The sequence below is a fragment of the Bradyrhizobium sp. YR681 genome (assembly GCF_000282615.1).
Classification (GTDB): Bacteria; Pseudomonadota; Alphaproteobacteria; order Rhizobiales; family Xanthobacteraceae; genus Bradyrhizobium.
In genome coordinates, this window is the sequence record NZ_AKIY01000221.1 from 12,276 (window position 1) to 36,218 (window position 23,943).

At 64.7% G+C, this 23,943-nt stretch carries 19 protein-coding genes; 10 read left to right on the top strand and 9 right to left on the bottom strand.

The genetic code is table 11. From position 1 onward, the window contains the following. The first annotated feature begins 139 nt into the window (after positions 1 to 139). Complete coding sequence (gene glgX, locus PMI42_RS23375) at positions 140 to 2,260, top strand: glycogen debranching protein GlgX (protein WP_008138620.1); 2,121 nt, start codon at positions 140 to 142, stop codon at positions 2,258 to 2,260. A 115-nt stretch (positions 2,261 to 2,375) separates the two neighbouring features. Here the strand turns inward: glgX and PMI42_RS23380 are convergent, their stop codons facing one another. Both PMI42_RS23380 and PMI42_RS23385 read right to left on the bottom strand, forming a co-directional pair. Beyond that, complete coding sequence (locus PMI42_RS23380) at positions 2,376 to 3,920, bottom strand: acyl-CoA synthetase (protein WP_008138621.1); 1,545 nt, start codon at positions 3,918 to 3,920, stop codon at positions 2,376 to 2,378. Positions 3,921 to 4,075: 155 nt separating this feature from the next. Then, on the bottom strand, positions 4,076 to 4,885 hold the full coding sequence (locus PMI42_RS23385; RefSeq protein ID WP_008138622.1) for a crotonase/enoyl-CoA hydratase family protein: 810 nt from the start codon (positions 4,883 to 4,885) through the stop codon (positions 4,076 to 4,078). 116 nt (positions 4,886 to 5,001) lie between these two features. On the opposite strand from PMI42_RS23385, the gene PMI42_RS23390 reads away from it, so the two are divergent. Further along, positions 5,002 to 5,874 carry an SDR family oxidoreductase gene (locus tag PMI42_RS23390; protein WP_008138623.1) on the top strand — a complete coding sequence of 291 codons (873 nt, stop codon included), beginning with the start codon at positions 5,002 to 5,004 and terminating at the stop codon, positions 5,872 to 5,874. Between the two features lie 247 nt (positions 5,875 to 6,121). Then, entirely contained in the window at positions 6,122 to 7,702 is a 1,581-nt protein-coding gene (locus PMI42_RS23395) for a fatty acid--CoA ligase (protein WP_008138624.1), read from the top strand. Between the two features lie 184 nt (positions 7,703 to 7,886). Here PMI42_RS23395 and PMI42_RS23400 read toward each other — a convergent pair whose 3' ends face one another. Continuing rightward, positions 7,887 to 9,161, bottom strand: a complete 1,275-nt coding sequence (locus PMI42_RS23400) for an acyl-CoA dehydrogenase family protein (protein WP_008138627.1) — start codon at positions 9,159 to 9,161, stop codon at positions 7,887 to 7,889. Between the two features lie 210 nt (positions 9,162 to 9,371). On the opposite strand from PMI42_RS23400, the gene PMI42_RS23405 reads away from it, so the two are divergent. Beyond that, positions 9,372 to 10,151 carry an enoyl-CoA hydratase-related protein gene (locus PMI42_RS23405; protein WP_008138629.1) on the top strand — a complete coding sequence of 260 codons (780 nt, stop codon included), beginning with the start codon at positions 9,372 to 9,374 and terminating at the stop codon, positions 10,149 to 10,151. Between the two features lie 213 nt (positions 10,152 to 10,364). On the opposite strand, the gene PMI42_RS23410 is transcribed toward PMI42_RS23405, so the two are convergent. Genes PMI42_RS23410 through PMI42_RS23420 form a run of 3 tightly spaced genes read right to left on the bottom strand, consistent with a single transcriptional unit; the run spans position 10,365 to position 12,511 of the window. Then, a complete protein-coding gene (locus tag PMI42_RS23410) occupies positions 10,365 to 10,736 on the bottom strand; it encodes a DUF6285 domain-containing protein (RefSeq protein WP_008138631.1) in 372 nt (123 codons plus the stop codon). Positions 10,737 to 10,739: 3 nt separating this feature from the next. After that, entirely contained in the window at positions 10,740 to 11,726 is a 987-nt protein-coding gene (locus tag PMI42_RS23415) for a phosphotransferase family protein (protein ID WP_008138633.1), read from the bottom strand. Continuing rightward, positions 11,723 to 12,511 carry an enoyl-CoA hydratase/isomerase gene (locus PMI42_RS23420; protein ID WP_008138635.1) on the bottom strand — a complete coding sequence of 263 codons (789 nt, stop codon included), beginning with the start codon at positions 12,509 to 12,511 and terminating at the stop codon, positions 11,723 to 11,725. The genes PMI42_RS23415 and PMI42_RS23420 overlap by 4 nt, the downstream gene beginning before the upstream one ends. Positions 12,512 to 12,689: 178 nt before the next feature. Here PMI42_RS23420 and PMI42_RS23425 point away from each other — a divergent pair, with 178 nt between their 5' ends. From PMI42_RS23425 to PMI42_RS23440, 4 genes are all read left to right on the top strand, one after another. After that, on the top strand, positions 12,690 to 13,469 hold the full coding sequence (locus tag PMI42_RS23425; RefSeq protein ID WP_008138637.1) for an SDR family NAD(P)-dependent oxidoreductase: 780 nt from the start codon (positions 12,690 to 12,692) through the stop codon (positions 13,467 to 13,469). A 121-nt stretch (positions 13,470 to 13,590) separates the two neighbouring features. Next, complete coding sequence (locus PMI42_RS23430) at positions 13,591 to 13,971, top strand: VOC family protein (protein WP_008138639.1); 381 nt, start codon at positions 13,591 to 13,593, stop codon at positions 13,969 to 13,971. Positions 13,972 to 14,264: 293 nt separating this feature from the next. After that, the gene (locus PMI42_RS23435; protein WP_008138641.1) at positions 14,265 to 15,542 is read left to right on the top strand and encodes an acyl-CoA dehydrogenase family protein; all 1,278 of its coding nucleotides are present in this window, start codon (positions 14,265 to 14,267) and stop codon (positions 15,540 to 15,542) included. 131 nt (positions 15,543 to 15,673) lie between these two features. Continuing rightward, the gene (locus PMI42_RS23440; protein WP_008138642.1) at positions 15,674 to 16,291 is read left to right on the top strand and encodes a flavin reductase family protein; all 618 of its coding nucleotides are present in this window, start codon (positions 15,674 to 15,676) and stop codon (positions 16,289 to 16,291) included. Positions 16,292 to 16,404: 113 nt separating this feature from the next. On the opposite strand, the gene yghU is transcribed toward PMI42_RS23440, so the two are convergent. The 3 genes from yghU to PMI42_RS23455 all read right to left on the bottom strand — a co-directional run bounded on the left by yghU (position 16,405) and on the right by PMI42_RS23455 (position 20,836). Then, on the bottom strand, positions 16,405 to 17,286 hold the full coding sequence (gene yghU, locus PMI42_RS23445) for a glutathione-dependent disulfide-bond oxidoreductase (RefSeq protein WP_008138644.1): 882 nt from the start codon (positions 17,284 to 17,286) through the stop codon (positions 16,405 to 16,407). 101 nt (positions 17,287 to 17,387) lie between these two features. Beyond that, positions 17,388 to 19,064: a methyl-accepting chemotaxis protein gene (locus tag PMI42_RS23450; RefSeq protein WP_008138647.1), complete on the bottom strand. Its 1,677-nt coding sequence runs from the start codon at positions 19,062 to 19,064 to the stop codon at positions 17,388 to 17,390. Between the two features lie 113 nt (positions 19,065 to 19,177). Continuing rightward, positions 19,178 to 20,836, bottom strand: a complete 1,659-nt coding sequence (locus tag PMI42_RS23455) for a flavin-containing monooxygenase (protein ID WP_008138648.1) — start codon at positions 20,834 to 20,836, stop codon at positions 19,178 to 19,180. 217 nt (positions 20,837 to 21,053) lie between these two features. Here PMI42_RS23455 and PMI42_RS23460 point away from each other — a divergent pair, with 217 nt between their 5' ends. Beyond that, positions 21,054 to 22,187: a nitronate monooxygenase gene (locus PMI42_RS23460; RefSeq protein ID WP_008138649.1), complete on the top strand. Its 1,134-nt coding sequence runs from the start codon at positions 21,054 to 21,056 to the stop codon at positions 22,185 to 22,187. A 159-nt stretch (positions 22,188 to 22,346) separates the two neighbouring features. Continuing rightward, on the top strand, positions 22,347 to 23,855 hold the full coding sequence (locus PMI42_RS23465; RefSeq protein WP_008138650.1) for an acetyl-CoA acetyltransferase: 1,509 nt from the start codon (positions 22,347 to 22,349) through the stop codon (positions 23,853 to 23,855). The last annotated feature ends 88 nt before the right edge of the window (positions 23,856 to 23,943 follow it).

Here is a 23,943-nt window from a genome sequence, read left to right on the forward strand (position 1 = left end):
GCATTTGATTGCCTCAAATGGCCTCCCCCGCCCTCACTTCATCGAATTGACGCACGGCGCGCCGAGAATGGCACGGCGTTTGAAACATTCAGGGCGCCATGGCGTTGCTGAGGCGGCCACTGGGGCCTGGGGAATTTTCATGTCCGATTTTGTCATCGAGGAAGGCCTGCCCTATCCGCTGGGTGCCCATTGGAGCGGCAAGGGAACGAACTTTGCGGTCTTTTCCGCCAACGCCACCAAGGTGGAGGTCTGCCTCTTCGACGGCGACCGCGAGACCCATCGCTTCGAGCTGCCGGAATATACCAACGAGGTCTTCCACGGCTACATCTCCGGCGTCGGACCCGGCACCTTCTACGGCTACCGTGTCTACGGCCCCTACAATCCGGACGCGGGTCATCGCTTCAATCCCAACAAGCTGCTGCTCGATCCCTATGCCCGTGCGCACGCCGGGGCCCTGACCTGGAATCCGGCCGTGTTCGGCTACAAGATGGAGACCGGCGACGACCTCACCTTCGACGACCGCGACAGCGCGCCGTTCGTGCCCAAATGCGTCGTCGTCGACCCCAATTTCGACTGGCATGAAGAGGTCGCACGGGACGATGTTCATTGGGACGAGACCATCGTCTACGAAACCCATGTGAAGGGGTTTACGAAGAAGCACCCCGACGTGCCGGAGCACCTGCGCGGCACCTATGCCGGCTTCGCCACGCCGCAGCTGATCGACTATCTGGCATCGCTCGGCGTGACCTCGATCGAGCTGCTGCCGATCCACGCCTTCGTCAACGACGACAATCTTCTCCGGAAGAATCTGGTCAACTACTGGGGCTACAACACCATCGGCTTCTTCGCGCCCGACCCGCGTTACGCTTCCGACGTGCCGAACTCCTTGCGCGAGTTCAAGGAGATGGTGTCGAAGCTGCATGGCGCCGGCCTCGAGGTGATCCTCGATGTCGTCTACAATCACACCGCCGAAGGCAACGAGCTCGGGCCGACCCTGTCCTTCAAGGGCATCGACAATGCCAGCTACTATCGCCTGCTGCCGGACCGGCGGCGCTATTACATCAACGACACCGGCACCGGAAATACGGTGAACCTGTCGCATCCGCGTGTGATCCAGATGGTGATGGACAGCTTGCGCTATTGGGCCGGCGACATGCGCATCGACGGCTTCCGGTTCGATCTCGGCACCATTCTCGCGCGCGAGGTCTACGGCTTCGACGAGCAGAGCGGATTTCTGAAGGCGATGGACCAGGATCCGCTGCTGTCGACCATCAAGCTGATCGCCGAACCCTGGGATTGCGGCCCCGGCGGCTATCAGGTCGGCGGCTTCCCGCCGGGCTGGGCGGAGTGGAACGACAAATATCGCGACACCGTCCGCGACTATTGGCGCGGCGAGGCACCGCCATCCGCGCTCGCGGCGCGGCTGCTTGGCTCGGCCGACATCTTCAATCGCTCGGACGACGGCCGTCGCTCATGGGCCAGCGTCAACTTCGTGACCGCCCATGACGGTTTCACGCTGAACGACTGGGCGAGCTACAACGACAAGCACAACGAGGCCAATGGCGAAGGCAACCGCGACGGCAGCTCCAGCAACCGTTCCTGGAATTGCGGCGTCGAGGGCCCGACCGACGACAAGGACGTCATTGCGCTCCGCGAACGGCAGAAGCGCAACATGCTGGCAACCCTGTTGCTCTCGCAGGGCACGCCAATGCTGCTTGGCGGCGACGAGTTCGGCCGCACCCAGCAGGGCAACAACAATGCCTATTGCCAGGACAGCGACATTTCCTGGTTCGACTGGAACATGGGCGAGGACGCGCAGAAGCTGCTCGCCTTCACCAAGCGCGTGATCCAGCTCCGGCGCGATTACCCGATCCTGCGCCGCAGCCGTTTCCTCACCGGCGCACACGATGCGCAGCTCGACATCCGCGACGTCGTCTGGGTCAACGCCAATGGCAGCGAGATGTCGAGTGCGGACTGGGAGAGCGGCTGGCAGAAATGTTTCGGCGTCGTGCTCGATGGCCGCGCGCGCAAGACTGCGATCCCACGCCACGGCGAGGACGACAGCGTGCTGATCATCCTCAACAGCTTTGAGGGCGAGGTGGACTTCAAGCTGCCCCACACCACCGCAGGCCCGTGCTGGTCGCTGTTGCTGGATACCAATGTCGGGGATGGCGGATCAGGTGCACGGTTCGAGTTCGACGCAATCTACAAGGTGCCGGGACGGTCGTTCCTGCTGTTCGTTGGCGGGGAGCTGGCGTAGGGACGGATCAGGTTCGTTCTCGTAGCCCGGATGGAGCGCAGCGAAATCCGGGTTTTGAACGCGAGCACCGCCCCGGATTACGCTTCGCTCCATCCGGGCTACAGGCGACGCAGCGTCATATCTTCCGCCCAGCCTGCTCCCAATAGGGATCGCGCAGGCGGCGCTTGAAGATTTTTCCGGAGTCTTCACGCGGCAAGCCCGTGCGAATCTCTATGTGTTTGGGCACCTTGTAATCGGCAAGCGAGCTCTTCAGTCGCGCGCGGACATCAGCTGCATCGAGCTTGCTGCCGGGCTGCGGCTCCACCACGGCCATCAGCGCCTCGCCGAACTCGGCGTCAGGGATGCCGAATACCGCGCAATCATGCACGCCTGATACGGCGTGCAGCACCGACTCGATCTCGGCCGGATAGATGTTGACGCCCCCTGATATCACCATGTCGCGCTTGCGGTCGCAGATGAAGACGTAGCCGTCCGCGTCGATATAGCCGACGTCGCCCGAGGTGATGAAACCGTCGCGGTCGATCTCGGCGCGCTTCTCCGGCTTGTTGTGGTAGGTGAAGTCGGCCATGTCAGGCATGCGCGAATAGATCTCGCCGATCTCACCCACGCCCAGCTCACTTCCGTCATCGCCGATGAAGCGCAACTCGGCGCCGGGCGAGATCCTGCCGACGGTGCCGGGCTTCTTCAGCGCGTCCTCAGAGGTTGCGAAGGTGACGGCGCTGGATTCGGTCGAGCCGTAGAATTCGTAGATCACCGGCCCCCACCATTCGATCATGGCGCGCTTGACGTCGGCGGGGCATGGCGCCGCGGCATGAATGATGTGGCGGAGCGAGGAGACGTCGTACTTTTTGCGGACAGCCTCCGGCAGCTTCATCAGGCGGATGAACATGGTCGGGACCATGAAGATGGTGTCGATCTCAAAGCGCTCGATCAGCTCCAGAAATTCCTCGGCCTCGAAGCGCGGCATCAGCACCAGGGCGCCGCCGAGCTTGCCTGCGCGGATGCCGAACGAGTTCGGTGCGGAGTGATAGAGCGGGCCCGGCAGGATCGCGCGGGCGCCGGGCTTGAGCCCATAGATCATCGCGCGCATGCGCTCGCCGGCGGCCTGCTGATCCGGCGTCGGCGCGTTGCGCCGCACGCCCTTTGGATGCCCTGTCGTGCCCGACGTATAGATCATGTTCATCGGCTGTGGCACGACCGGGCCGTCATAGGGCTGGAATTGCGCCAGCCAGGATTCGCATTCGATCGCGAAGTCCGGCGTCTTCAGATGATCGGGATCGATCTTGTAATTGGACAGGATCTCCGGCGGCGTCGGCACGCTGAGCACGGTGACGCCCGTCGGAATCGCATCGCGCAGGGCGTGCAGCATGTCGGCATGGCCGATCAGCACGGAGGTGCCGGTGTCGGTGAGGATGTAGTTGATCTCCTCCGGCTTGAAGTGCCAGTTGATCGGCACACCATAGGCCCCTAGCCGCATCGCGGCGTAAGCGGCCTCCAGGAAGGCGATGTCGTTGCGCATCAGCATGCAGACGCAATCGCCCTGCTTGACGCCGATTTGGGCAAGGCCGCTGGCGATGCGGTCGGCGCGGGCAGCGACTTCGGCGTGGGTGCGGCGACGCTCGCCGGAGACGATGCCGAGGAAATTTGACGTTTCGCTCATTTGTCGAATTCCGATCTTTCGTCGGGTTGAACACTATGGCCACGATCTCACTCGTCATTCCCGGATGCGCCGTAGGCGCAGGCCCGGAATCCATACTCACGATCGTGGTTATGGATTCCGGGCTCGATGCCGCGCATCGCCCCGGAATGACGGTGCTAATCCACATATCTCGCCGCGCGCTTCTCCAGATTCGAGCGCACGGCTTCGGTCTGGTTCGCACTGCCGATCAGCTTCTGCTGCTCGACGGATTCGGCGAGCAATGCGGGACCGGGATCGACCGAGAGACTGTTCAGCAGGCGCTTGGCCGCGCGGATCGCATCGGGGCTCTTGCCGGCGATCTCGCGTGCGACCTCGAGCGCTGCGGCGCGCGGATCGTCGCAGATCCGCGTCGCAAGGCCATACGTCATCGCCTCCTGCGCCGAGAAGATGCGGCCGGTGTAGGTGAGATCGCGCAAAATATCGTCGCGCACGAGCGAGGCCAGGATCGGCGTGCCCGCCATGTCAGGGACAAGACCCCATTTGATCTCCATCACCGACATCCGTGCATCGGGCGAGAGAAAGCGCATGTCGGCACCGAGCGAGAGCTGGAAGCCGCCGCCGAAGGCGACACCGTGCACCGCCGCGATGACAGGCACCGGCAACTGGCGCCAACCCCACACCGCTTGCTGCGCAAAGTTCGCCTGGCCGTGCGTGCGCTTGGTGAGGTCGCGATTTTCGCCACCCGGAATTCCGTTGCCGCCGCTCTCCTTCATGGCGGCAAAACGCCCCATGTCGAGACCGGCGCAGAAGGCGCGGCCCTCGCCTGAGAGCACCACGACGCGCACGCCTTTTTCCTTCGAAAGCCGCTCGGTTGCCGCGACAAGGGCCTCGAACATCGCCTGATCGAGCGCGTTCATCTTGTCCGCGCGCACGAGCCGCACGTCGGCGACGCCTTCCGAGATCGAGATCGAGACGCGCTCTTCCATGGATGAATTCTCCCCTGGTTCTTGCCTGTTCTTGTTCGGTGCCGCTTTACAGGAAGACGGCGGCCGGATTTAGTCAATCGACCAATTAACTGACAATCCGTACGGGAGAAACAGCCATGTTCAAGGAAAATCTTCTGGCCGGCAGGAACATCCTTGTCACCGGCGGCGGGACCGGGCTCGGCAAGTCGATGGCGGCGCGCTTCCTTCAGCTCGGCGCCGAGGTGCATATCTGCGGCCGGCGCAAGATCGTCTGCGACGAGACGGCGACCGAGCTGATGGCTGAGCATGGCGGCCGCGTCACCAGCCACGGCGTCGACATCCGCAACGCGCTCGCGGTCGAGGAGATGGTCGAGACCATCTTTCGCGACGCGCCGCTCACCGACCTCATCAACAACGCCGCCGGCAATTTCATCTCGCGCAGCGAGGACCTCTCGCCGCGCGGCTTCGACGCGGTCGCCAACATCGTCATGCACGGCACGTTCTACGTGACGCAAGCGATCGGCAAGCGCTGGATCGCCCTGAAGCAGCCCGGCAACGTGGTCTCGATCACCACGACCTGGGTGCGCAACGGCTCGCCTTACGTGGTGCCGTCGGCGATGAGCAAATCGGCGATCCACGCGATGACTATGTCGCTTGCGGCCGAATGGGGCCGCTACGGCATCCGCCTCAACACCATCGCGCCCGGCGAGATTCCGACCGAGGGCATGAGCAAGCGCATCAAGCCGGGTGATGAAGCCGGCGCGCGTACCAAGGCGATGAACCCGATGGGCCGTGTCGGCACCATGGAGGAATTGCAGAACGTCGCGGTGTTCCTGATCTCCGGCGGCTGCGACTGGATCTCCGGCGAGACCATCGCCATGGACGGCGCCCAGGCGCTCGCCATGGGCGGCAATTTCTACCAGCTCCGCGACTGGAGCGACGACGACTGGAAAACCGCCCGCGAAAGCATCATGGCGCAGAACGAGAAGGACCGGGCGAAGCGGGGGTAAGGCGCTCACTGCTGTCGTCCCGGGGCGCGCGCAGCGCGAGCCCGGGACCCATAACCACAGGGGGAAAGTCGTCGCGCGAGACCGGCAACTCCGAGTCGTCGCAAAACATCTCCCTGTGGTTATGGGTCCCGGATCTGCGCTCCGCTTCGCTGCGCTTGTCCGGGACGACAGCGGCGCTCCCATCTTGTCTTCACCCGCGGATGACGCCACACTCCCAGGCATAAAAACAAAACGTCACGGGAGAAACATGTCCATCACACAGCCACTGGCGAACCTTGCCGACATGGTGCGCGAGCGCGCGACGAGCCGCGGCAGCGCCACCGCCTATGAGTTCGAGGGCCGCGTCACCAGCTTTGCCGAGTTCGACGTCAAGACCAACAGGGTCGCCAACGCGCTTCTCGCGATGGGCGTGAAGAAGGGCGACCGCATCGCCTATCTCGGCAAGAACAGCGACCTCTATTTCGAGCTGCTGATGGGCGCAATGAAGGCCGGCGTGGTGATGGCGCCGGTGAACTGGCGGCTCGCCGGGCCCGAGATCGCCTTCATCGTGGGCGACTGCAACGCGCCGGTGCTGTTCGTCGGGCCGGAATTCGTCACGCAGGTCCGCCAGATCAAGGACCAGTTGCCGAGCGTGCGCACGATCATCACCACCGAGGGCGGCGCGCCGGAATGGCAGGATTTTGCGGCATGGCGCGATGCGCAGAGCGGCGACGATCCGAACGTGCCGATCGACACAAGGGACATCGCGATCCAGCTTTACACCTCGGGCACGACGGGCAAGCCGAAGGGCGCGATGCTGAGCCACGCGAACTTCCTCAACCTGGTGCAGACAGGCAATGCCGCGGACAAGCCGGAGTGGAACCGGTGGTCGACCGACGACGTGTCGCTGGTCGCCATGCCGATCTTCCATATCGGCGGCTCCGGCTGGGGCGTGATGGGGCTCTATCACGGCGCCCGCGGCGTGATCGCGCGCGAGTTCGATCCGACCAAGGTGCTGGATTTCTTCGAGCAGTCCGGCATCACAAAGCTGTTCATGGTGCCGGCGGCGATGCAGTTCGTTGTGCGGCAGCCGCGCGCCAGGACGGTCGATTTTTCCCGGTTGAAATACATGCTGTACGGCGCCTCGCCGATTCCGGCTGCGCTATTGAAGGAGTGCATTGAGGTGTTCAAATGCGGCTTCGTGCAGATGTACGGCATGACCGAGACGACAGGAACCATCGTCGCGCTGCCGCCGGAAGACCACGTCGAGGGTCTCGAGCGGATGCGCTCGGCCGGCAAGGCGCTGCCGGGCGTGGAGATCGCGATTTTGGACGTTGACGGCAAGCCGCTGCCACCGCGCGAGGTCGGCGAGATCGCGACGCGCTCGGGCTCCAACATGGCCGGCTACTGGAATTTGCCGGAGGCGACGGCGTCGACGCTGCGCGGCGACGGCTGGCTGCGCACCGGTGACGCCGGCTACATGGACGAGGACGGCTATCTCTACATCCACGACCGCATCAAGGACATGATCATCTCCGGCGGCGAGAACATCTACCCCGCCGAGGTCGAAAGCGCGCTGTGCGATCACCCTGATGTGGCCGAAGCCGCCGTGATCGGCATCCCCGACGAGAAATGGGGCGAGGCGGTGAAGGCGGTGGTCGTGATGAAACCGGGCAAGCAGGCAACCGCCACCGACATCATCAACTTCACCCGCGAGCGCATCGCCGGCTTCAAGACGCCGAAGAGCGTGGAGTTTTTGCCGGCGCTGCCGAGGAATCCGTCAGGCAAGATTTTGCGGCGGCAGTTGAGGGAGCCGTATTGGGCGGGGAAGGATAGAAGGGTGAATTAGCTCGGCTGTCGTCCCGGACAAGCGAAGCGCAGATCCGGGACCCATAACCACAGGGCGTTGTTTGGCGAAGACTCGGGGTTACCAGTTCGCGACAAACTCCTCCCTGGGGTTATGGGTCCCCGCCTTCGCGGGGACGACTCGCGGAGAGGGACGTCGCACAACCACGACGTCTTCCGCAGCACGCCTAATGCTTCCCCGGCCCCATATATCCAAACAAGAACCCCGCCACCTTCCGCATCTGGATCTCCTCGCTGCCTTCCGTGATCCGGTAACGCCGGTGGTGGCGGTAGATGTGCTCGAACGGCTTGTGGCGTGAGTAGCCCATGCCGCCGTGGACCTGCATGGCGCGGTCGGCGGATTCGCAGCACAGACGGTTTGCCCAGTAGTTGCACATCGAGACGCGGTCCGAGAGCGTGCGCTCGATCTCTTCCTCGGTGAGCTTGTCCATCTCCCACGCAGTCTTGCGGATCAGCAGGCGCAGCATCTCGGCCTGGGTGGCAAGCTCTACCAACGGGAACTGGATCGCCTGGTTCTCGGCCAGCGCCTTGCCGAAGGGTTTTCGCTCACGGGCGTATTTGACGCTTTCGTTGATGCAGTAGACGGCGGCGCCGAGCGAGCTTGCGGCCTGGCGGATTCGGTTCTGGTGGACAAAACACTGCGCCAGCGACAGGCCGCGACCGACCTCGCCGAACTGCGCATCCTCAGGCACGAACACGTCCGTAAAGCTGACGCGCGGATGGTCGGTCGGCATGTTGAAGGTCCACATGTACTCCTCGATCTTCACGCCGTGGCTCTTGGCTGGCACCAGCAAGCATGTGATGCCGCGGGCATCACCATCGTTGCCCGAGGTGCGTGCGAACAGCGCGCAATGGGTGGCGACGTGCATGCCGGTCGTCCACATCTTCTCGCCGTTGATGATCCAGCCCTTGACGTTGTCACGGGTTGCCGGCACCGCGCGGGTCTCCATGTGGGTGGCGTCGGAGCCGTGATTGGGCTCCGTCAAGCCAAAGGTGATGCGGTACTTGCCCCTGATCGAGCCGTCGATCATCGCCTTCTGGTCGTCGCGGCCGTAGCGGTCGAGCATGGTCGCGACGGGAAAATTGCCGACGATGGAATGCTCGTTCTGGAGGTCGTTGTGCAGGCCGAGACCCTTGGCGGCAAAATGCTCGCGGATCACGGCCATCCAGAGGTTGGAGCCATCCTTGCCACCATATTGCTTCGAGACCGCAAAGCGCAGGTGACCTGCGGCATCCGCCAGATCCTTTGCCTTGCGCAGCAGCGCCTCCCATTCGTGACGCGGCAGGCCGCCATTCTCGAAATCGGTGCGCGCCCATTCGCGGCGATGGTCGAAGAAGCGGATGTTGTCGTCGGCCTCCTCCAGCGGCTTGATGTCACGTTCGATGAAACGATCGAGCTCTCCGAGATAGGCGACGAGATCTGTTGGCAATGAGAAATCCACGGTTCTCTCCCGGATGATTTTATCGTTTTGCGTTAAGGCGCTAGGCGCGTTTTTGCTTCGCGCGATTAAGGTGAGAAGAGCACGCGCAAGTCAAGCAAAGCGAGGCGTGCCAGCTGCGCAAGGCGCATTGCGCAATTCGATGGTGCTCCAGCGCCGGCGCGCGGTAGTATGACGGCAATATTCCTTCACGAGAAAATGCGGGAGCGCGCGATGGAGCTGAAATTCTCAAAGGTGGAACGCAAGGGGCCGATCACGATCGTGACGCTGTCGCGGCCCGAGGTCTACAACGCGCTGCACACCGACGCGCATTTCGAGCTGCAAAAGGTGTTCGACGATTTCTCCGGAGATCCCGAGCAATGGGTCGCGATCGTCACCGGCGCCGGCGACAAGGCATTCTGTGCCGGCAACGATCTGAAGTGGCAGGCCGCCGGCGGCAAGCGCGGCTGGGACAAGGGCGGCTTTGCCGGCCTCACCGCGCGATTCGACTGCGACAAGCCGATCATCGCGGCCGTGAACGGCGTTGCCATGGGCGGCGGCTTCGAGATCGCGCTGGCCTGTGACCTCATCATCGCCTCGGAGAACGCAACCTTCGCCCTGCCCGAGCCGCGCGTCGGCCTTGCCGCACTCGCCGGTGGTCTGCATCGCCTGCCGCGCCAGATCGGCTTGAAGCGCGCCATGGGCATGATCCTCACCGCGCGCCATGTCAGCGCCAGGGAGGGCCACGAGCTCGGCTTCGTCAACGAAGTGGTGCCGCAGGGCGAGGCGCTCACGGGCGCGCTGCGCTGGGCCGAGATGATCACCAAGAACTCGCCGATGTCGATCCGGGCCTCGAAGCAGACCATCCAGAAGGGCCTTGGCGTCTCGCTGGAGCAGGCGATCGAGGAGCAGCGGGACTATCCGGCGGTGAAGGCGATGGTGGCCTCGCAGGATTACATCGAGGGCCCGAAGGCGTTTTCGGAGAAGCGGTCGCCGAAATGGGTGGGGAAGTAGGCGGTCCCTCCGCCGTCATTGCGAGCGAAGCGAGGCAATCCAGAATCTTTCCGCGGTGGCAGTCTGGATTGCTTCGGCGCTTCGCTCCTCGCAATGACGGTTGCGAGGGATTGAGGCGTAGCCCGGATGGAGCGAAGCGCAATCCGGGGCAGATGCATCGTTTCGCGCGACCGTCCCGGATTACGCTTCGCTCCATCCGGGCTACGAACTCGCCTACCGCCCCAGCTCGCGCTTGTAGGACGCATAATTCGGCTGATCGACGGCGAGCTTGTCCATCGTGGTCGCCCACAGATGTTCGGCGAGGCCCGGCGTTGCGAGGTCGACTTCGCCTTTCGCGATTCGCTCGGCGAGTGCGCGGTTGAGATCGGTCACTGAGCCATCGACACCAAGCAGCCCGCGCAGCCGCTCGACCTCGCTCGCATCGCTCCCCTCCTCCTGCGTCAGCTGCCGCGTGACGAGGTCGAGGATGTTGATGGCGACGCGCAGCTTGAAGGCCTGGTGGCCGGAGATCAGCGGCGTGATGTCGTTACGGAGGAAATCGGCGACCGATTTGGTCAGCTCGACCGGGGTCGGTTCGTCCTGCATGTGTCAGCTCCCGCGCGGCGCCAGCAGGCGCAGCAGATCGATCTCGGTCTCGGAGGCGCGGCGGCCGATCATGGCGCGCTCCATGGAATGGTCGGGCCCCTCGCGGAACCGCTGCATCATGCCGCCGCACATGATGCCCCAGCGCAGCGTGCCCATCACTTCCCAGAATTTGACGCGCGATGGATCGCATTTGCGGCCTGCGGCCTCGTAGCCGGCGAACAATTCCTCGCGTGTGCCAAAACCACCGACGGGCTTGTCGATCTCGCCAAAACGCCAGGAGTTGACGCAGACCCAGCCGAGGTCCTCCATGGGATCGCCGAGATGGGCAAGCTCCCAGTCGAGCACGGCGCAGATGCCGTCGGCGTCGATGATGAGATTGCCGTTGCGGAAATCGCCATGCACCAGCGTCCTCTCCGCCGAGGGGCCGGGATCGTGGTCGCGGAGCCAGCGCAGCGCCAGCTCGAATACGGGCTTGGGCCAATTCAAGCTGCGATAGTCGCGTTCGAACTCGCCGATCTCCTCTGTCGCGGACCGGCTGCGCAACTCCGGCAGTTTGCCCAGCGGCAGCTTGTGCAGGGCGGCAAGCACACCACCGATCTGCCGCGCGAGACGCGGCCGCGCCGCGGCGAATTCGTCATCACGCAGGATCTTGCGGGCGATGGTCTCGCCCTCGACCCGCTGCATGATGAAGCCGGTGCCGAGGCCTTCGTCCGGCGTCAGCACATGCATCACGCGCGGCGACGGCACGCCCGCCTCATAGGCGAGCTGCATCAGCTGCGCTTCCGCGGCAAGGCCCGCCGCCCGCGTCGGCGCGGCGCCATAACCCTTCGGCGAGCGACGCAGGATCGCGCCGATCGGACCATCGGGATGCACGACGTCGAAGCGCCAGGTTTCCTGGCTGGCGCCGCCGGACAGCTTTGCCGCACCGGTAACGCCGGTCGCCCCCTTGCACCAGCGCGCGACGCTGCGGGAGAGTTCGGCCTCGATCATTTGCCTTTGAACTGCGCGGGACGCTTCTCCAGGAACGCGCCGACGCCTTCACGGAAATCATCGGTGTCGCCGGCGCGCAGCTGGCACTGGAATTCCAGATTGAGCTGGTCCTCGAAGGAATTTTCCGGGCTGTCCCAGTAGAGCTTGCGGATCAGCGACAACGCCACCGTCGGGCCGCTGGCAAGATCGCGCGCGAGCTTCATCGCCTCCTCCATCAGCACACCGTCGTCATGGACGCGGTTGACGAGGCCCCATTCCAGCGCCTTTTCGGCCGGCAGCCGTTCGCCCATCAGCGACAATTCGATCGAGCGTGCCCGGCCGACGAGGCGCGGCAGCAGCCAGGTCGAGCCGCAATCCGGCACCAGCCCGATGCGGCGGAAGGCCTGAAGAAAATAGGAGGACCGCGCGCAAAGGATCATGTCGCCGAGCAGCGCGAAGCTCATGCCGGCACCGGCGGCGGGGCCGTTGACTGCAGTCACGATCGGGCAGTGCAGGTTGCGGATGCGGCGCAGGAAGGGATGAAAGCCGGTCTCCAGCGTCAGGCCGGCCTTGGTCTTCTTCGATGAGTTGTTGCGGCCCTGGAGATTGGCGCCGGTGCAGAACGCCCGCCCCGCGCCGGTCAACACGACACAGCGGACCTCGCCCTTCTTCTCCTCGATCGCGTCGAGCGCCTCCGACAAACCGCCCAGCATGTCCACGGAAACCGCGTTCATCACCTCCTGATGGTCGAGCTTGAGGATCGCGACCGAGCCATCGAAATCGAGCGTGACGTGTTTGAACTGCATGGTTTCCTCGTCGTTTGGTCCCGGCGATGTTTCGCAGACCGGAATTGGTTTTGCCGCGGCGCATATTTGATTTTTGGCGCGGGCTTGTCCATGGTGGCAAAAGCATACCCCACCGTCATATCGCATGATCTTGCGCGCACCGGCTGACGCATGTCGTGCCAAGAACAGGAAACGCGCCATGAACCTTTTCGACCTCTCCGGCCGCGTCGCCGTGATCACCGGCGGCAACGGCGGTATCGGGCTCGGCATCGCGCAGGCGCTCGCCGGCCAAGGCTGCAACGTCTCGATCTGGGGCCGCAATGCTGACAAGAACAAGGCTGCTGCCGCGAGCCTGGCAAGCCTCTCCGGCAAGGCCGAGGCCCGCGTCTGCGACGTCACCGATCCGGCTTCCGTCAACGCCGCGATGAAGGCGACGCTCGATACGTTCGGCAGGGTCGACGGCTGCTTCGCCAATGCCGGCATCGGCGGCGGCGGACGGCGCTCCTTCATCGAGCGCACCGAGGAGGAATGGCGCACGATGTTCGCGACCAATCTCGACGGCGTGTTCCACGCCTTCCAGGCGGCCGCAAAACACATGACCGAGCGCGCCAATGGCGGCGATCCCTTCGGCCGGCTGGTTGCGACCTCGAGCCTCGCCTCGATCTTCGGCACCGCGCGCAACGAGCACTACGCGGCAACCAAGGCCGCCATCAACGCGCTGGTGCGCGCGCTCGGCGTCGAGCTGGCGCGCCACGGCGTCACCGCGAACGCGATCCTGCCGGGCTGGATCAGGAGCGACATGACGGCGGGCATCATGGGCAACGAGAAATTCGTCGCCAACGTGATGCCGCGCATTCCACAGCGCCGCTTCGGCGAGGCCAGCGATTTCGGCGGCATCGCCGTGTACCTGATGAGCAAGGCGTCGTCGTACCACACGGCCGATACGTTCGTGATCGACGGCGGCTATACGGCGTTTTGATCTTTTGGGTTCGTAGCCCGGATGGAGCGAAGCGTAATCCGGGACCGACGTAGCGTGAGGCAAGACCCCGGATTTCGCTGCGCTCCATCCGGGCTACAAATCACAACGAGGGGCAAGGCAAATGTTCTCGCACATCATGATCGGCACCAACGACCTCGACAAGGCCAAGGCCTTTTACGACAACCTGCTCAACACGCTCGAGGTGCGCCCGGCCAAGGTTGATGGCCATCGGATCTTCTACTTCACCAAGACCGGCGTGTTCTCGGTGACCAAGCCGATCAACGGCGAGCCGGCGACCTGCGCCAACGGCGGCACCATCGGCTTTGCCGCCAACTCGCCCGAGCAGGTCGACAAATGGCATGCCGCCGGCATCGCCGCCGGCGGAACGCCGATCGAAAATCCGCCCGGCATCCGCGAGGGCGCGGGGAACAAGCTCTATCTCGCTTATCTGCGCGACCTCGACGGCAACAAGATCTGCGCGATGCACCGGATGCCGAACTAGGCTAGCCACAGCCACCCCTGTCATTCCCCGCGAAAGCGGGGAATCCAGTACGCCGCGGCTTCTCTGTGAATCATTGGCGTCACGGAGTACTGGATCGCCCGGTCAAGCCGGCGATGACAACGGTGAGTGCGGCCCGCGCCTGCCTTCTCGCGCCCCGTTCAAACAACATTTCAAACGCCCTCGCCATATTCCATCGCGTGGCATGGGTCGCCTGAAAAAATGCGCGCTCGCGCTTTCGCCGCGCTGCGACTATTCTCCGGCCCAACGCGATCTCAGTGACCCCGGGAGGAACAATGACAAAACACGCCTACATACCCCGCACCACCAACTATACCCTCAACCCCGGCGACGAGCTCAACGACCTGCGCATGTCGGACCAGGTCCGGCCGCTCTATGATCACGTCAGGAAGTTCATCCGCGAGACCGTCGAGCCGATGTCGATCGAGTTCGCCAAGGCCGGCGAAGGCAAGCAGGATCGCTGGAGCTTCACGCCGAAGCAGCTCGAGGTGCTCGAGGTCGCCAAGAACAAGGCCAAGAAGGAAGGCCTCTGGAACTTCTTCCTGCCCGATGACGAGACCGGCCAGGGCCTGAAGAATCTCGACTACGCCTATATCGCCTCCGAGCTCGGCAAGAGCCCGCTGGCCTCCGAGACCATGAACTGCTCGGCGCCCGACACCGGCAACATGGAGGTGCTGGAGCGCGTCGGCACCAAGGAGCAGAAGGAGAAGTGGCTGAAGCCGCTGATGAACGGCGAGATCCGTTCGGCCTATGTCATGACCGAGCCGAACGTCGCCTCCTCCGACGCCAAGAACATCTCGACCACCGCAAAGCTCGTCGGCGACGAATGGGTGATCAACGGCGAGAAGTACTACATCTCCGGCGTCGGCGATCCCCGCTGCAAGATCCTGATCGTGATGGTGAAGACCAATCCGGACGCGGCGCCGAGCAAGCAGCAGTCGCAGATCCTGGTGCCGCGCGACACGCCCGGCGTCGAGGTGCTCGGCCCCATGTACGTGTTCGGTCAGGACCACGCCCCGCGCGGCCACATGCACATGCGCTTCAACAATGTGCGCGTGCCGAAGGAGAACATGCTGCTCGGCGAAGGCCGCGGCTTCGAGATCTCGCAGCTTCGCCTCGGCCCCGGCCGCATCCATCACTGCATGCGCACCATCGGCAAGGCCGAGAAGGCGCTCGACCTGATGGTGCAGCGTGGCCTCACCCGCGAAGCCTTCGGCAAGAAGATCGCCCATCTCGGCGGCAACATGCAGATCATCGCGCAGGCGCGCTGCGAGATCGAGGCGATGCGGCTGATGGTGCTGAAGGCCGCCAAGGCGATGGACGTGCTCGGCAACAAGGAGGCCCGCGTCTGGGTCTCCATGGTCAAGGCCATGGTGCCCGAGCGCGCCTGCAAGATCATCGACCAGTCGATCCAGATGCACGGCGCCACCGGCATCTCGCACTGGACGCCGCTCGCCGAGATGTACCAGGACGTCCGCCATCTGCGCTTTGCGGATGGTCCGGACGAGGTGCACTGGATGGTGGTGGGACGGCACGAGCTGAGCATGGCGTGAACCAAGAGATGCCGTAGGGTGGGCAAAGGCGCGCTCTTCGCGCGCCGTGCCCACCATCACGGCTGCACAAGAAGTGGTGGGCACGCTTCGCTTTGCCCACCCTACGAGACTTTCCCTGCAACGGAGCCACCATGGAATACGCCGCCAGCGACCTGACGCCACGCGAGCGCTACAAGGTGCTGACGTCCTTCATCCTGCCGCGGCCGATCGCGTGGGTGACATCGGTCGGTCCATCAGGCGTGGTCAACGCCGCGCCATTCAGCTTCTTCAATGCCTTCTGCGAGGATCCGCCGCTGTGCATGTTCGCGGCGAACCGCAAGCCGAATGGCCAGGACAAGGACACCTTCCTCAACATCCAGCGCACCGGCGAGTTCGTGGTCAACATTGCCGACGAGCCGTTGGCGAAAGCCATGCATGAGAGCAGCGGCGACTTTCCGCCAGAGATCGGCGAGCCCGACTATCTCGGTTTGAAGCTCGCCCCTTCAAGCAAGATCGCGGTGCCCAGGCTCGCCGACACGCCCTGGGCGATGGAGTGCAAGCTCTGGAAGCTGATCGACGTCAACGACGATCGCCGGCTGATCATGGGCGAAGGCATCCACTTCCACATCCGCGACGAGCTCTGGGACGACAAGGCGATGCGGGTGCACATGGACCGCTATCACCCGATCGGCCGCATGTTCGCCGACCGCTACTGCCGCACGGATGACCGCATGGTGTTTCCGGCGGCGGAGGGGGTGAAGGAGCCGTAGGGCGAGTTGGCCGTAGGGTGGGCAAAGGCGCGAAGCGCCGTGCCCACCATCTCGCTCTGTTGCAAAAAGTGCGTGGGCACGCTTCGCTTTGCCCACCCTACGATACCTGCGAGTTACGCAGTCTTCGCGGCCTCGACCTTGTCCTGCGTCTTGGTCTCGAAATCGGACGCCTCGTGGCGCTCGTGGAGCTGGCTGGCGGGATCGCCGGAGACGCGGTTGACCATGCGGCCGCGTTTCACGGCCGGGCGCTGGGCGATCTGGTCGGTCCAGCGCTGTACGTTCTTGTAGTCCTGCACCGACAGGAATTCGCCGGCGCCGTAGACCAACCCCTTGGCGAGCGCGCCGTACCACGGCCACACCGCGATGTCGGCAATGGTGTAGTCCTTGCCCGCGAGATATTCGTTATCCGCGAGGCGCCGGTCGAGCACGTCGAGCTGACGCTTGGTCTCCATCGCAAAGCGATCGATGGCGTATTCGATCTTGGTCGGCGCGTAGGCGTAGAAGTGACCGAAGCCGCCGCCGAGATAGGGCGCGCTGCCCATCTGCCAGAACAGCCAGGACATCGCCTCGGTGCGGGCCTTGATGTCTTTCGGCAGGAAGGCGCCGAACTTCTCGGCGAGGTAGAACAGGATCGAGCCGGATTCGAACACCCGGATCGGCTCCGGGCCCGAGCGGTCCATCAGCGCCGGAATTTTCGAGTTCGGGTTGATGTCGACAAAACCGCTGCCGAACTGGTCGCCGTTGCCAATCTTGATCAGCCAGGCGTCGTATTCCGCGCCCTTGTGGCCGAGCGCCAGCAGCTCCTCCAGCATCACCGTGACCTTCACCCCGTTCGGCGTCGCCAGCGAGTAGAGCTGGAGGGGATGCTTGCCGACCGGCAGCTCCTTGTCGTGGGTGGGGCCGGCGATCGGGCGATTGATGCTGGCGAACTGACCGCCATTCTCCTTGTTCCAGGTCCAGACTTTGGGCGGCACGTAGGCGGGGGCGTCGGTCATGCGGGGGCTCCGGCGGAAAGATGCGCCTGCATTAATTAGCCCGCGAATGGCCGATGACAAGCCCTGCCGGCCCTGCGTCCGGCGCGGGCCTCAAGGCCGCGTCATGCAGCCTTGACCTTGCCGAGGAAGTCCTGGACCAGGGAGCGCATCTGGTCGGCCTCATGCGACAGCGAGGTGGCCGCCGACAGCATCTCCTGCGCGGCGCCGCCGCCGGAGCGCGCCGACTGGCTCACCCCCTCGATGTTCTGGGTCACCGTGCCGGTGCCGGCGGAGGCCTGCTCGGCGCTGCGGGCGATGGCCTGGGTCGCCGCGCCCTGCTCTTCTACGGCCGAGGCGACCGTGGTGGAGATCTGGCTGATCTCCTGGATGGTGCTGCCGATCGCGGTGATCGCGTCGACCGCCTGCGCGGTCGCCTGCTGCACCGAAGCGATCTGCTGGCCGATCTCGTCGGTCGCCCGCGAGGTCTGGGCCGCCAGGCTCTTGACCTCGTTGGCGACGACGGCAAAGCCCCGGCCGGCATCGCCGGCCCGCGCGGCCTCGATGGTCGCGTTCAGCGCGAGCAGATTGGTCTGGCTGGCGATCTGGTTGATCAGGTCGATGACCTCGCCGATGCGGCGCGCCGCCTGCTGGAGACCGCCGACGATGTCGTTGGTGCGGTTGGCCTGGTCCACCGCCTTGTGGCTCACCTGCGAGGCGAGCGCGACCTGCCGGGAAATCTCGTGGATCGAGGAGGTCAGCTCCTCGGCGGCGGAGGCGACCGTCTGCACGTTGGCCGAGGCCTGCTGCGCGGCCGCAGCCACCGTCATGGCCTGCTCGCCGGTCTGGCCGACCGTGGACGACAAGCCGCCGGCCGTCGCCTGCATGCGGCTCGCCGCATCGGCGACGCCGCCAATGGCGGAGCTTGCCGCCGCGTCGAAGTCCTGCGCCAGCCCCATGATGTAGGCGGCATGCCGCTCCTTGGCCTGCCGCTCCTCCTCCTGGCGCGCGCGCATCTGATCGGCGGCGATCATGCCCTCCTTGAAGACGAGCACCGCGCGGGCCATGGCGCCGACCTCGTCGCGCCGCGCCGTCGCCGGCACTTCGGTCGTGGTGTCGTTCTGGGCGAGCCGGCCCATCGCCTTGTCGAGCGCCAGCAGCGGCTTGCCGATGGCCGAACGCAGCACGAAACCGGCCGCGGCCGCGAGGGCCATCGTGACCAACAGCACGACGACGATCACGGTGCGCGCGTTGTCGTAGGTCCATTCCGCCGTGGCCACCGAACGGCCGGCGCCGTCGGTGTTGACCTTCACGAGCTTGTCGGCGTCCTCGAGCAGTTCGCGAAACTGGTTTCTGCCGGCGAAGAAGCTTTCGCGGGCGCCTTCGGGATTGCTGGCCAGCATGTCCAGCGCCTTGTCCGTCTCCAGGAAGGCGGCGTAGTGCCCGCTGAGCCGCTTGAGCGCGGCCCGCTCTTCCGGCGAGGTCACGAAAGCCTCGTAGGATCTGAGGCTGTCGGTCACGGCCTGCTCGATCTTGCGCAGGGTCTGGCGGATCTCGTCGCGATCGCCGTCCTTGGCCATCAGCACCGACAGCTGGTTGGTCCGGATGCGGGCGATCTGGTATTGCAGGCCCCTCGCCTTGTCGACGCTGGGGAGCCAGTTGCCGGACAGCTCACGCGCGGCACCATTCAGGTCGGACAGGGATTTCAGGGCGAAGCCGCCGAGCACCACGACCAGCAGCACGACTGCCGAAAATGTGAGCAGCAGCTTGCGCCCAACAGACATGTTGTTGAACCAAACCATCGCACTCTCCATTCCAGATAGTCATTCCGCGCCTGCGCGCGTTCGTTGTAATGGAGGGGGCTTACCGAATAATTACATTCCGCGCGGCGGGAGCGCCGAAATGTTGCGCGGAGCTAGCCTGACATCGCCCGGCGCGGCCGATCCTCCGCCTCCATCACGAATCCCTCATATCCTTTCGCCGCGACCTCATTGCAGATCCGCCGGTAGACGCCGACGCCGCCGATATAGGGCATGAAGATCCGCGGCTTGCCGGGGACGTTGGCGCCCATGTACCAGGAATTGGCCTGCGGATAGAGCGTGCCGTGGGCGACCTCGTTGACATGGGCGACCCATTGCTCCTCGGCCTCATGGTCCGCCTCCATCGCGGCAAGGCCCTGCTTGCGCATGTGGGCGAGGCAGTCGGCGATCCAGTCGACATGCTGCTCGATCGACACGATCATGTTCGAGAGCACCGACGGGCTGCCGGGCCCGGTGATGATGAAGAGGTTCGGAAAGCCCGCGCTCATCAGGCCGAGATAGGTCTTCGGACCTTCCGCCCATTTCTGGTTCAACGTCTGCCCGCCGCGGCCGCGAATGTCGATCTTCGCGACCGAGCCGGTCATGGCATCGAAGCCGGTCGCCAGCACCAGCGCATCGACCTCGTGGTCGACACCTGCGACGCGGACGGCGTTCACGGTGATCTGCTCGATCGGGTTCGACCTCATGTCCACCAGCGAGACGTTCGGCCGGTTAAAGGTCGCGAAATAATCCGTGTCGATGCAGATGCGCTTGGTGCCGATCGGGTGGCTGTTCGGCTGGAGCAGCTTTGCGGTCTCCGGATCCTTCACGATCTCGGCGATCTTGCCGCGCACGAAATTGGCCGCGGTGTCGTTGGCGGTCCGATCCAGGCCAAGATTGTTGTAGACATACATGAAGGTCAGTCCGCCGCGCTCCCAGCGGGCCGCATATTTTCCATTCCTGATGTCGTCGCCGTCATCGAGCGCGCCACGGTCGGGCTGCTCGGCATAGATGCCGTTGCGCGCGACCTCGCGGGCGAAGCGGCGGACCTCCGGATAGGTGTTGCGGAAGGCATTGCGCTCATCGTCGGTCAGCGCGGCATTGCGGGCGGGAATCGAGAAATTCGCCGTACGCTGAAACACCGTGAGATGTTTTGCCTGCTCGGCAATGACGGGGGTCGACTGGATGCCCGATGATCCCGTACCGATCAGGCCGACCCGCAGGCCCGTGAAGTCCACGGCTTCGTGCGGCCAGTTGCCGGTGTGGTAGACCGGCCCCCTAAAATTTTCGAGGCCGTTGATGTCGGGCCTGCGCGCGTTGGAGAGGCAGCCGGTGGCGAGCACGACGAACTGAGCTTGAACCGTCCTGCCGTCGGAGGTCGTCACCGACCAGCGCTTCTCGCGCTCGTCGAAGGCTGCGCGCTCAACGCGGGTGTTGAACTGGATGTCGCGGCGCAGATCGAAACGGTCGGCGACGTGGTTGGCGTATTTCAGGATCTCTGCTTGCGGCGCGTAGCGCTCGCTCCAGTCCCATTCCTGCTGGAGCTCTTCAGAGAACGAATAGGAATACTGCATGCTCTCGACATCGCAGCGCGCGCCGGGATAGCGATTCCAGTACCAGGTGCCGCCGACGCCGCCGCCCTGCTCGTAAACACGCGCCGAGAAACCGAGCCCGCGCAGACGATGCAGCATGTACATGCCGGCAAAGCCTGCACCGACGACAACGACGTCATAGGCTTCGCTGGCCTGGGACGGACTCGATTGCGCTGGCGACATCGATAGGCGCTCCCTTATTTTATGTTGTTACCAACCAGCATTCTCTCGACCCCGCCAAAGCGCAAGAGGCAAATCGACGGGCTCTGGCCTGCTTATTTTGTACGGCGGAATGGCTCGTCCGGTGCGTGGCGCCTGCACGCAAGATACGCACGGGAATCCGGCATGGCATCGCAAATGACGATGGGCTAGCGTCGTCGAACGCCGCCGGGAGGAAGCCATGAAATCGCCGATCTGCGACATGCTGGGCATCGAGTTCCCGCTGCTCGCTTTCAGCCATTGCCGCGACGTCGTCGCCGCCGTCAGCCGCGCCGGAGGCTTTGGCGTGCTGGGCGCGACCGCGCACACACCGGATACGCTTGAGCGCGAGCTGACGTGGATCGACGATCACGTCGATGGAAAACCCTACGGCATCGACGTGCTGATCCCCGAGAACATCTCGACATCAGGCGAGAAGGACGTCACCTGGAAAAGCCTGGAGGCGCGCGTGCCGCAGGAGCACCGCAGCTACACGCGCGACCTCCTGAAGAAGTACGACATCGAGCTCACAACGACGAGCGTTGCCGACAATCAGCCGCAACCATTCGACGCGAAGACGGCGCTGGAGCTGCTCGAAGTCTCCTTCAATCACCCGATCCGGCTGATCGCCAATGCGCTTGGCGTGCCGCCGAAGGCGATGATCGAGATGGGCAGGAAGCACAGCGTGCCGGTCGCCGCCCTCGTCGGCGCCAAGGAGCACGCGCTGCGCCAGGTCGCAGCCGGCGTCGACATCCTCGTGGTGCAGGGCACCGAGGCCGGCGGCCATTGCGGCGAGGTCTCCACCATGGTGCTGGTGCCGGAGGTGATCAAGGCGATCAAGAATATCCGCGACGTGCCGGTGCTGGCGGCCGGCGGCATCATGACGGGCCGGCAGATGGCGGCCTGCATGGCGATGGGCGCCGCCGGCGCCTGGACCGGCTCGGTGTGGCTCGCGACAGTGGAAGCCGAGACCACGGAGATCTTTCGCGAGAAGATGATCGCCGCCTCGTCCCGCGACGCGATCCGCTCAAAGGGCCGTACCGGCAAGCCGGCGCGCCAGCTCCGCTCGGTCTGGACCGATGCGTGGGACCGCGCGCCGGACAGCCCGGGCGCACTGCCGATGCCGCTGCAAAGCATCATCAGCCGCGATGCCTTCAACTCGATCGACCGTGCGGCGGCGAGCGGCAACGCCAAGGCACGCGATCTCGTCAGTTACTTCGTCGGCCAGGGCGTCGGGCTGATCGACAGCGTGAAATCAGCCGGCGCCGTGGTGCAGGAGTTCAAGGAAGAATTCGCCGAAGCCGTCGAGCACATGAATACGCTGGTGGCGGAGTGATGGCGTGTGCGGCCCATCCTTCGAGGCTCGCCAGGCGCCGCTCGGCTCGCACCTCAGGATGACGCTGTCCCCGTAGCCGTCACCCTGAGGCGGCCGCTTCTTCAGCGGCCCTCGAAGGGCGACGGCGTGCCCAAGATCTGAAACGTGAAGCAAGAAGAAATGACCAATATCCCCGAAGACCGCATCCCCGTCATCGTCGGCATCGGCGAGATCGTCGACCGCCCCAAGGAAATCACCGAGGGCCTCGAGCCGCTCGACCTGCTCGAGCAGGCGCTGCGACGTGCAGAACAAGATGCCGGCGCAAAGCTGCTCGGCGAGGTGCAGTCGCTCGACGTCGTCAACTTCCTGAGCTGGCGCTATCGCGACCCCGAGAAGCTCTTGGCGCAGCGCCTCGGCGTTTCGCCCGCGCATTGCTATTACGGCCCGGTCGGCGGCGAGAGCCCGATCCGCTATATCCACGAAGCAGCCAAGCGAATCGCACGCGGCGAATGCAACGTCGCCGCGGTCTGCGGGGCCGAAGCGCAGTCGACCGCGACCAAGGCCGAGCGCGCCGGCGCCAAGCTGCCTTGGACGCCGTTCGCCCATGACGTCGAGGAGCCCAAGCGCGGCGCGGCATTCCAGAAACCGCTGGCGGTGACGCTCGGCGTGTTCCGGCCCGTCACGGTCTACCCGTTCTACGAGGCAGCCTCCTCCGCGCATTGGGGGCAGACGCCGCGCGAGGCGATGGCGGAATCGGGCACGTTGTGGTCACGCTATTCGGAAGCTGCGGCGCAAAATCCCAACGCCTGGCTGAAGCGGCGCTATGCGCCTGAGGAGATTACGACGCCGACGGCGGACAACCGCCTGATCGCCTGGCCCTACAACAAGCTCATGGTCGCCAATCCCAGCGTCAACATGGGCGGCGCGCTGCTGCTTACCAGCCTCGCCAGGGCGCGTGCGGCCGGGATTCCCGAGCACAAGCTGGTCTATCCGCTTGGCGGTGCCTCGGCGGAGGAGCCGCGTGACTATCTGATCCGCGACCAGTTCTTCGAGAGCCATTCGCAGAACGCAGTGCTCAACAACGTGATGGATCTCGCCGGCGGCGACGGCAAGACATTCGATGCCATCGAGCTCTATAGCTGCTTCCCCTGCGTGCCCAAGATGGCGCGGCGGACGCTGGGCCTTACCGCCGACGTGCAGCCGACCGTGACCGGCGGCCTCACCTTCTTCGGCGCGCCGCTCAACACCTACATGACGCATGCAGCCTGCGCGATGGTGCGGCGCCTGCGCGATGGCGCCAGGCTCGGCCTGCTCTATGGGCAGGGCGGCTTCGTCACCAAGCACCATGCGCTCGTCGTGTCGAAGACGCCGCCGCGCGAAGCGCTGGCGCAGGAGACGAGCGTGCAGGCGGAAGCCGATCGCAACAAGCGCGCGGTGCCGGACTTCGCCACGGACGCGTCAGGCAAGGGCAAGGTCGAGAGCTTTACGGTGATCTATGGCCGCGGCGGCGACGCCGAGCACGGCGTGGTGATGCTGCGCACGGAAGATGACCGGCGCACGCTGGCGCGGATTCCGGCGAGCGATACGGCGACGCTGGCGCATCTTCTGAGCATGGATCGCACGCCGGTCGGCTCACTCGGCGAGATCGCGATGACCGAAGATGGCGTGCCGGAGTGGCGGGTTGCGTGATCTCGTAGGGTGGGCAAAGCGAAGCGTGCCCACCACCTTCATGTGATCCGGAAAGACTGGTGGGCACGGCGCAAGGGCGCCTTTGCCC

What these genes read in the sequence shown, in the direction of transcription:
- PMI42_RS23385 (WP_008138622.1), bottom strand. Translation starts at nt 4,885, where the DNA reads ATGGAAGAGCGCGTCTCGATCTCGATCTCGGAAGGCGTCGCCGACGTG.
- PMI42_RS23415 (WP_008138633.1), bottom strand. Translation starts at nt 11,726, where the DNA reads ATGATCGAGGCCGAACTCTCCCGCAGCGTCGCGCGCTGGTGCAAGGGG.
- PMI42_RS23395 (WP_008138624.1), top strand. Translation starts at nt 6,122, where the DNA reads ATGTCCATCACACAGCCACTGGCGAACCTTGCCGACATGGTGCGCGAG.
- yghU (WP_008138644.1), bottom strand. Translation starts at nt 17,286, where the DNA reads ATGACCGACGCCCCCGCCTACGTGCCGCCCAAAGTCTGGACCTGGAAC.
- PMI42_RS23440 (WP_008138642.1), top strand. Translation starts at nt 15,674, where the DNA reads ATGGAATACGCCGCCAGCGACCTGACGCCACGCGAGCGCTACAAGGTG.
- PMI42_RS23460 (WP_008138649.1), top strand. Translation starts at nt 21,054, where the DNA reads ATGAAATCGCCGATCTGCGACATGCTGGGCATCGAGTTCCCGCTGCTC.
- PMI42_RS23405 (WP_008138629.1), top strand. Translation starts at nt 9,372, where the DNA reads ATGGAGCTGAAATTCTCAAAGGTGGAACGCAAGGGGCCGATCACGATC.
- PMI42_RS23450 (WP_008138647.1), bottom strand. Translation starts at nt 19,064, where the DNA reads ATGGTTTGGTTCAACAACATGTCTGTTGGGCGCAAGCTGCTGCTCACA.
- PMI42_RS23410 (WP_008138631.1), bottom strand. Translation starts at nt 10,736, where the DNA reads ATGCAGGACGAACCGACCCCGGTCGAGCTGACCAAATCGGTCGCCGAT.
- glgX (WP_008138620.1), top strand. Translation starts at nt 140, where the DNA reads ATGTCCGATTTTGTCATCGAGGAAGGCCTGCCCTATCCGCTGGGTGCC.
- PMI42_RS23435 (WP_008138641.1), top strand. Translation starts at nt 14,265, where the DNA reads ATGACAAAACACGCCTACATACCCCGCACCACCAACTATACCCTCAAC.
- PMI42_RS23430 (WP_008138639.1), top strand. Translation starts at nt 13,591, where the DNA reads ATGTTCTCGCACATCATGATCGGCACCAACGACCTCGACAAGGCCAAG.
- PMI42_RS23425 (WP_008138637.1), top strand. Translation starts at nt 12,690, where the DNA reads ATGAACCTTTTCGACCTCTCCGGCCGCGTCGCCGTGATCACCGGCGGC.
- PMI42_RS23390 (WP_008138623.1), top strand. Translation starts at nt 5,002, where the DNA reads ATGTTCAAGGAAAATCTTCTGGCCGGCAGGAACATCCTTGTCACCGGC.
- PMI42_RS23380 (WP_008138621.1), bottom strand. Translation starts at nt 3,920, where the DNA reads ATGAGCGAAACGTCAAATTTCCTCGGCATCGTCTCCGGCGAGCGTCGC.
- PMI42_RS23455 (WP_008138648.1), bottom strand. Translation starts at nt 20,836, where the DNA reads ATGTCGCCAGCGCAATCGAGTCCGTCCCAGGCCAGCGAAGCCTATGAC.
- PMI42_RS23465 (WP_008138650.1), top strand. Translation starts at nt 22,347, where the DNA reads ATGACCAATATCCCCGAAGACCGCATCCCCGTCATCGTCGGCATCGGC.
- PMI42_RS23420 (WP_008138635.1), bottom strand. Translation starts at nt 12,511, where the DNA reads ATGCAGTTCAAACACGTCACGCTCGATTTCGATGGCTCGGTCGCGATC.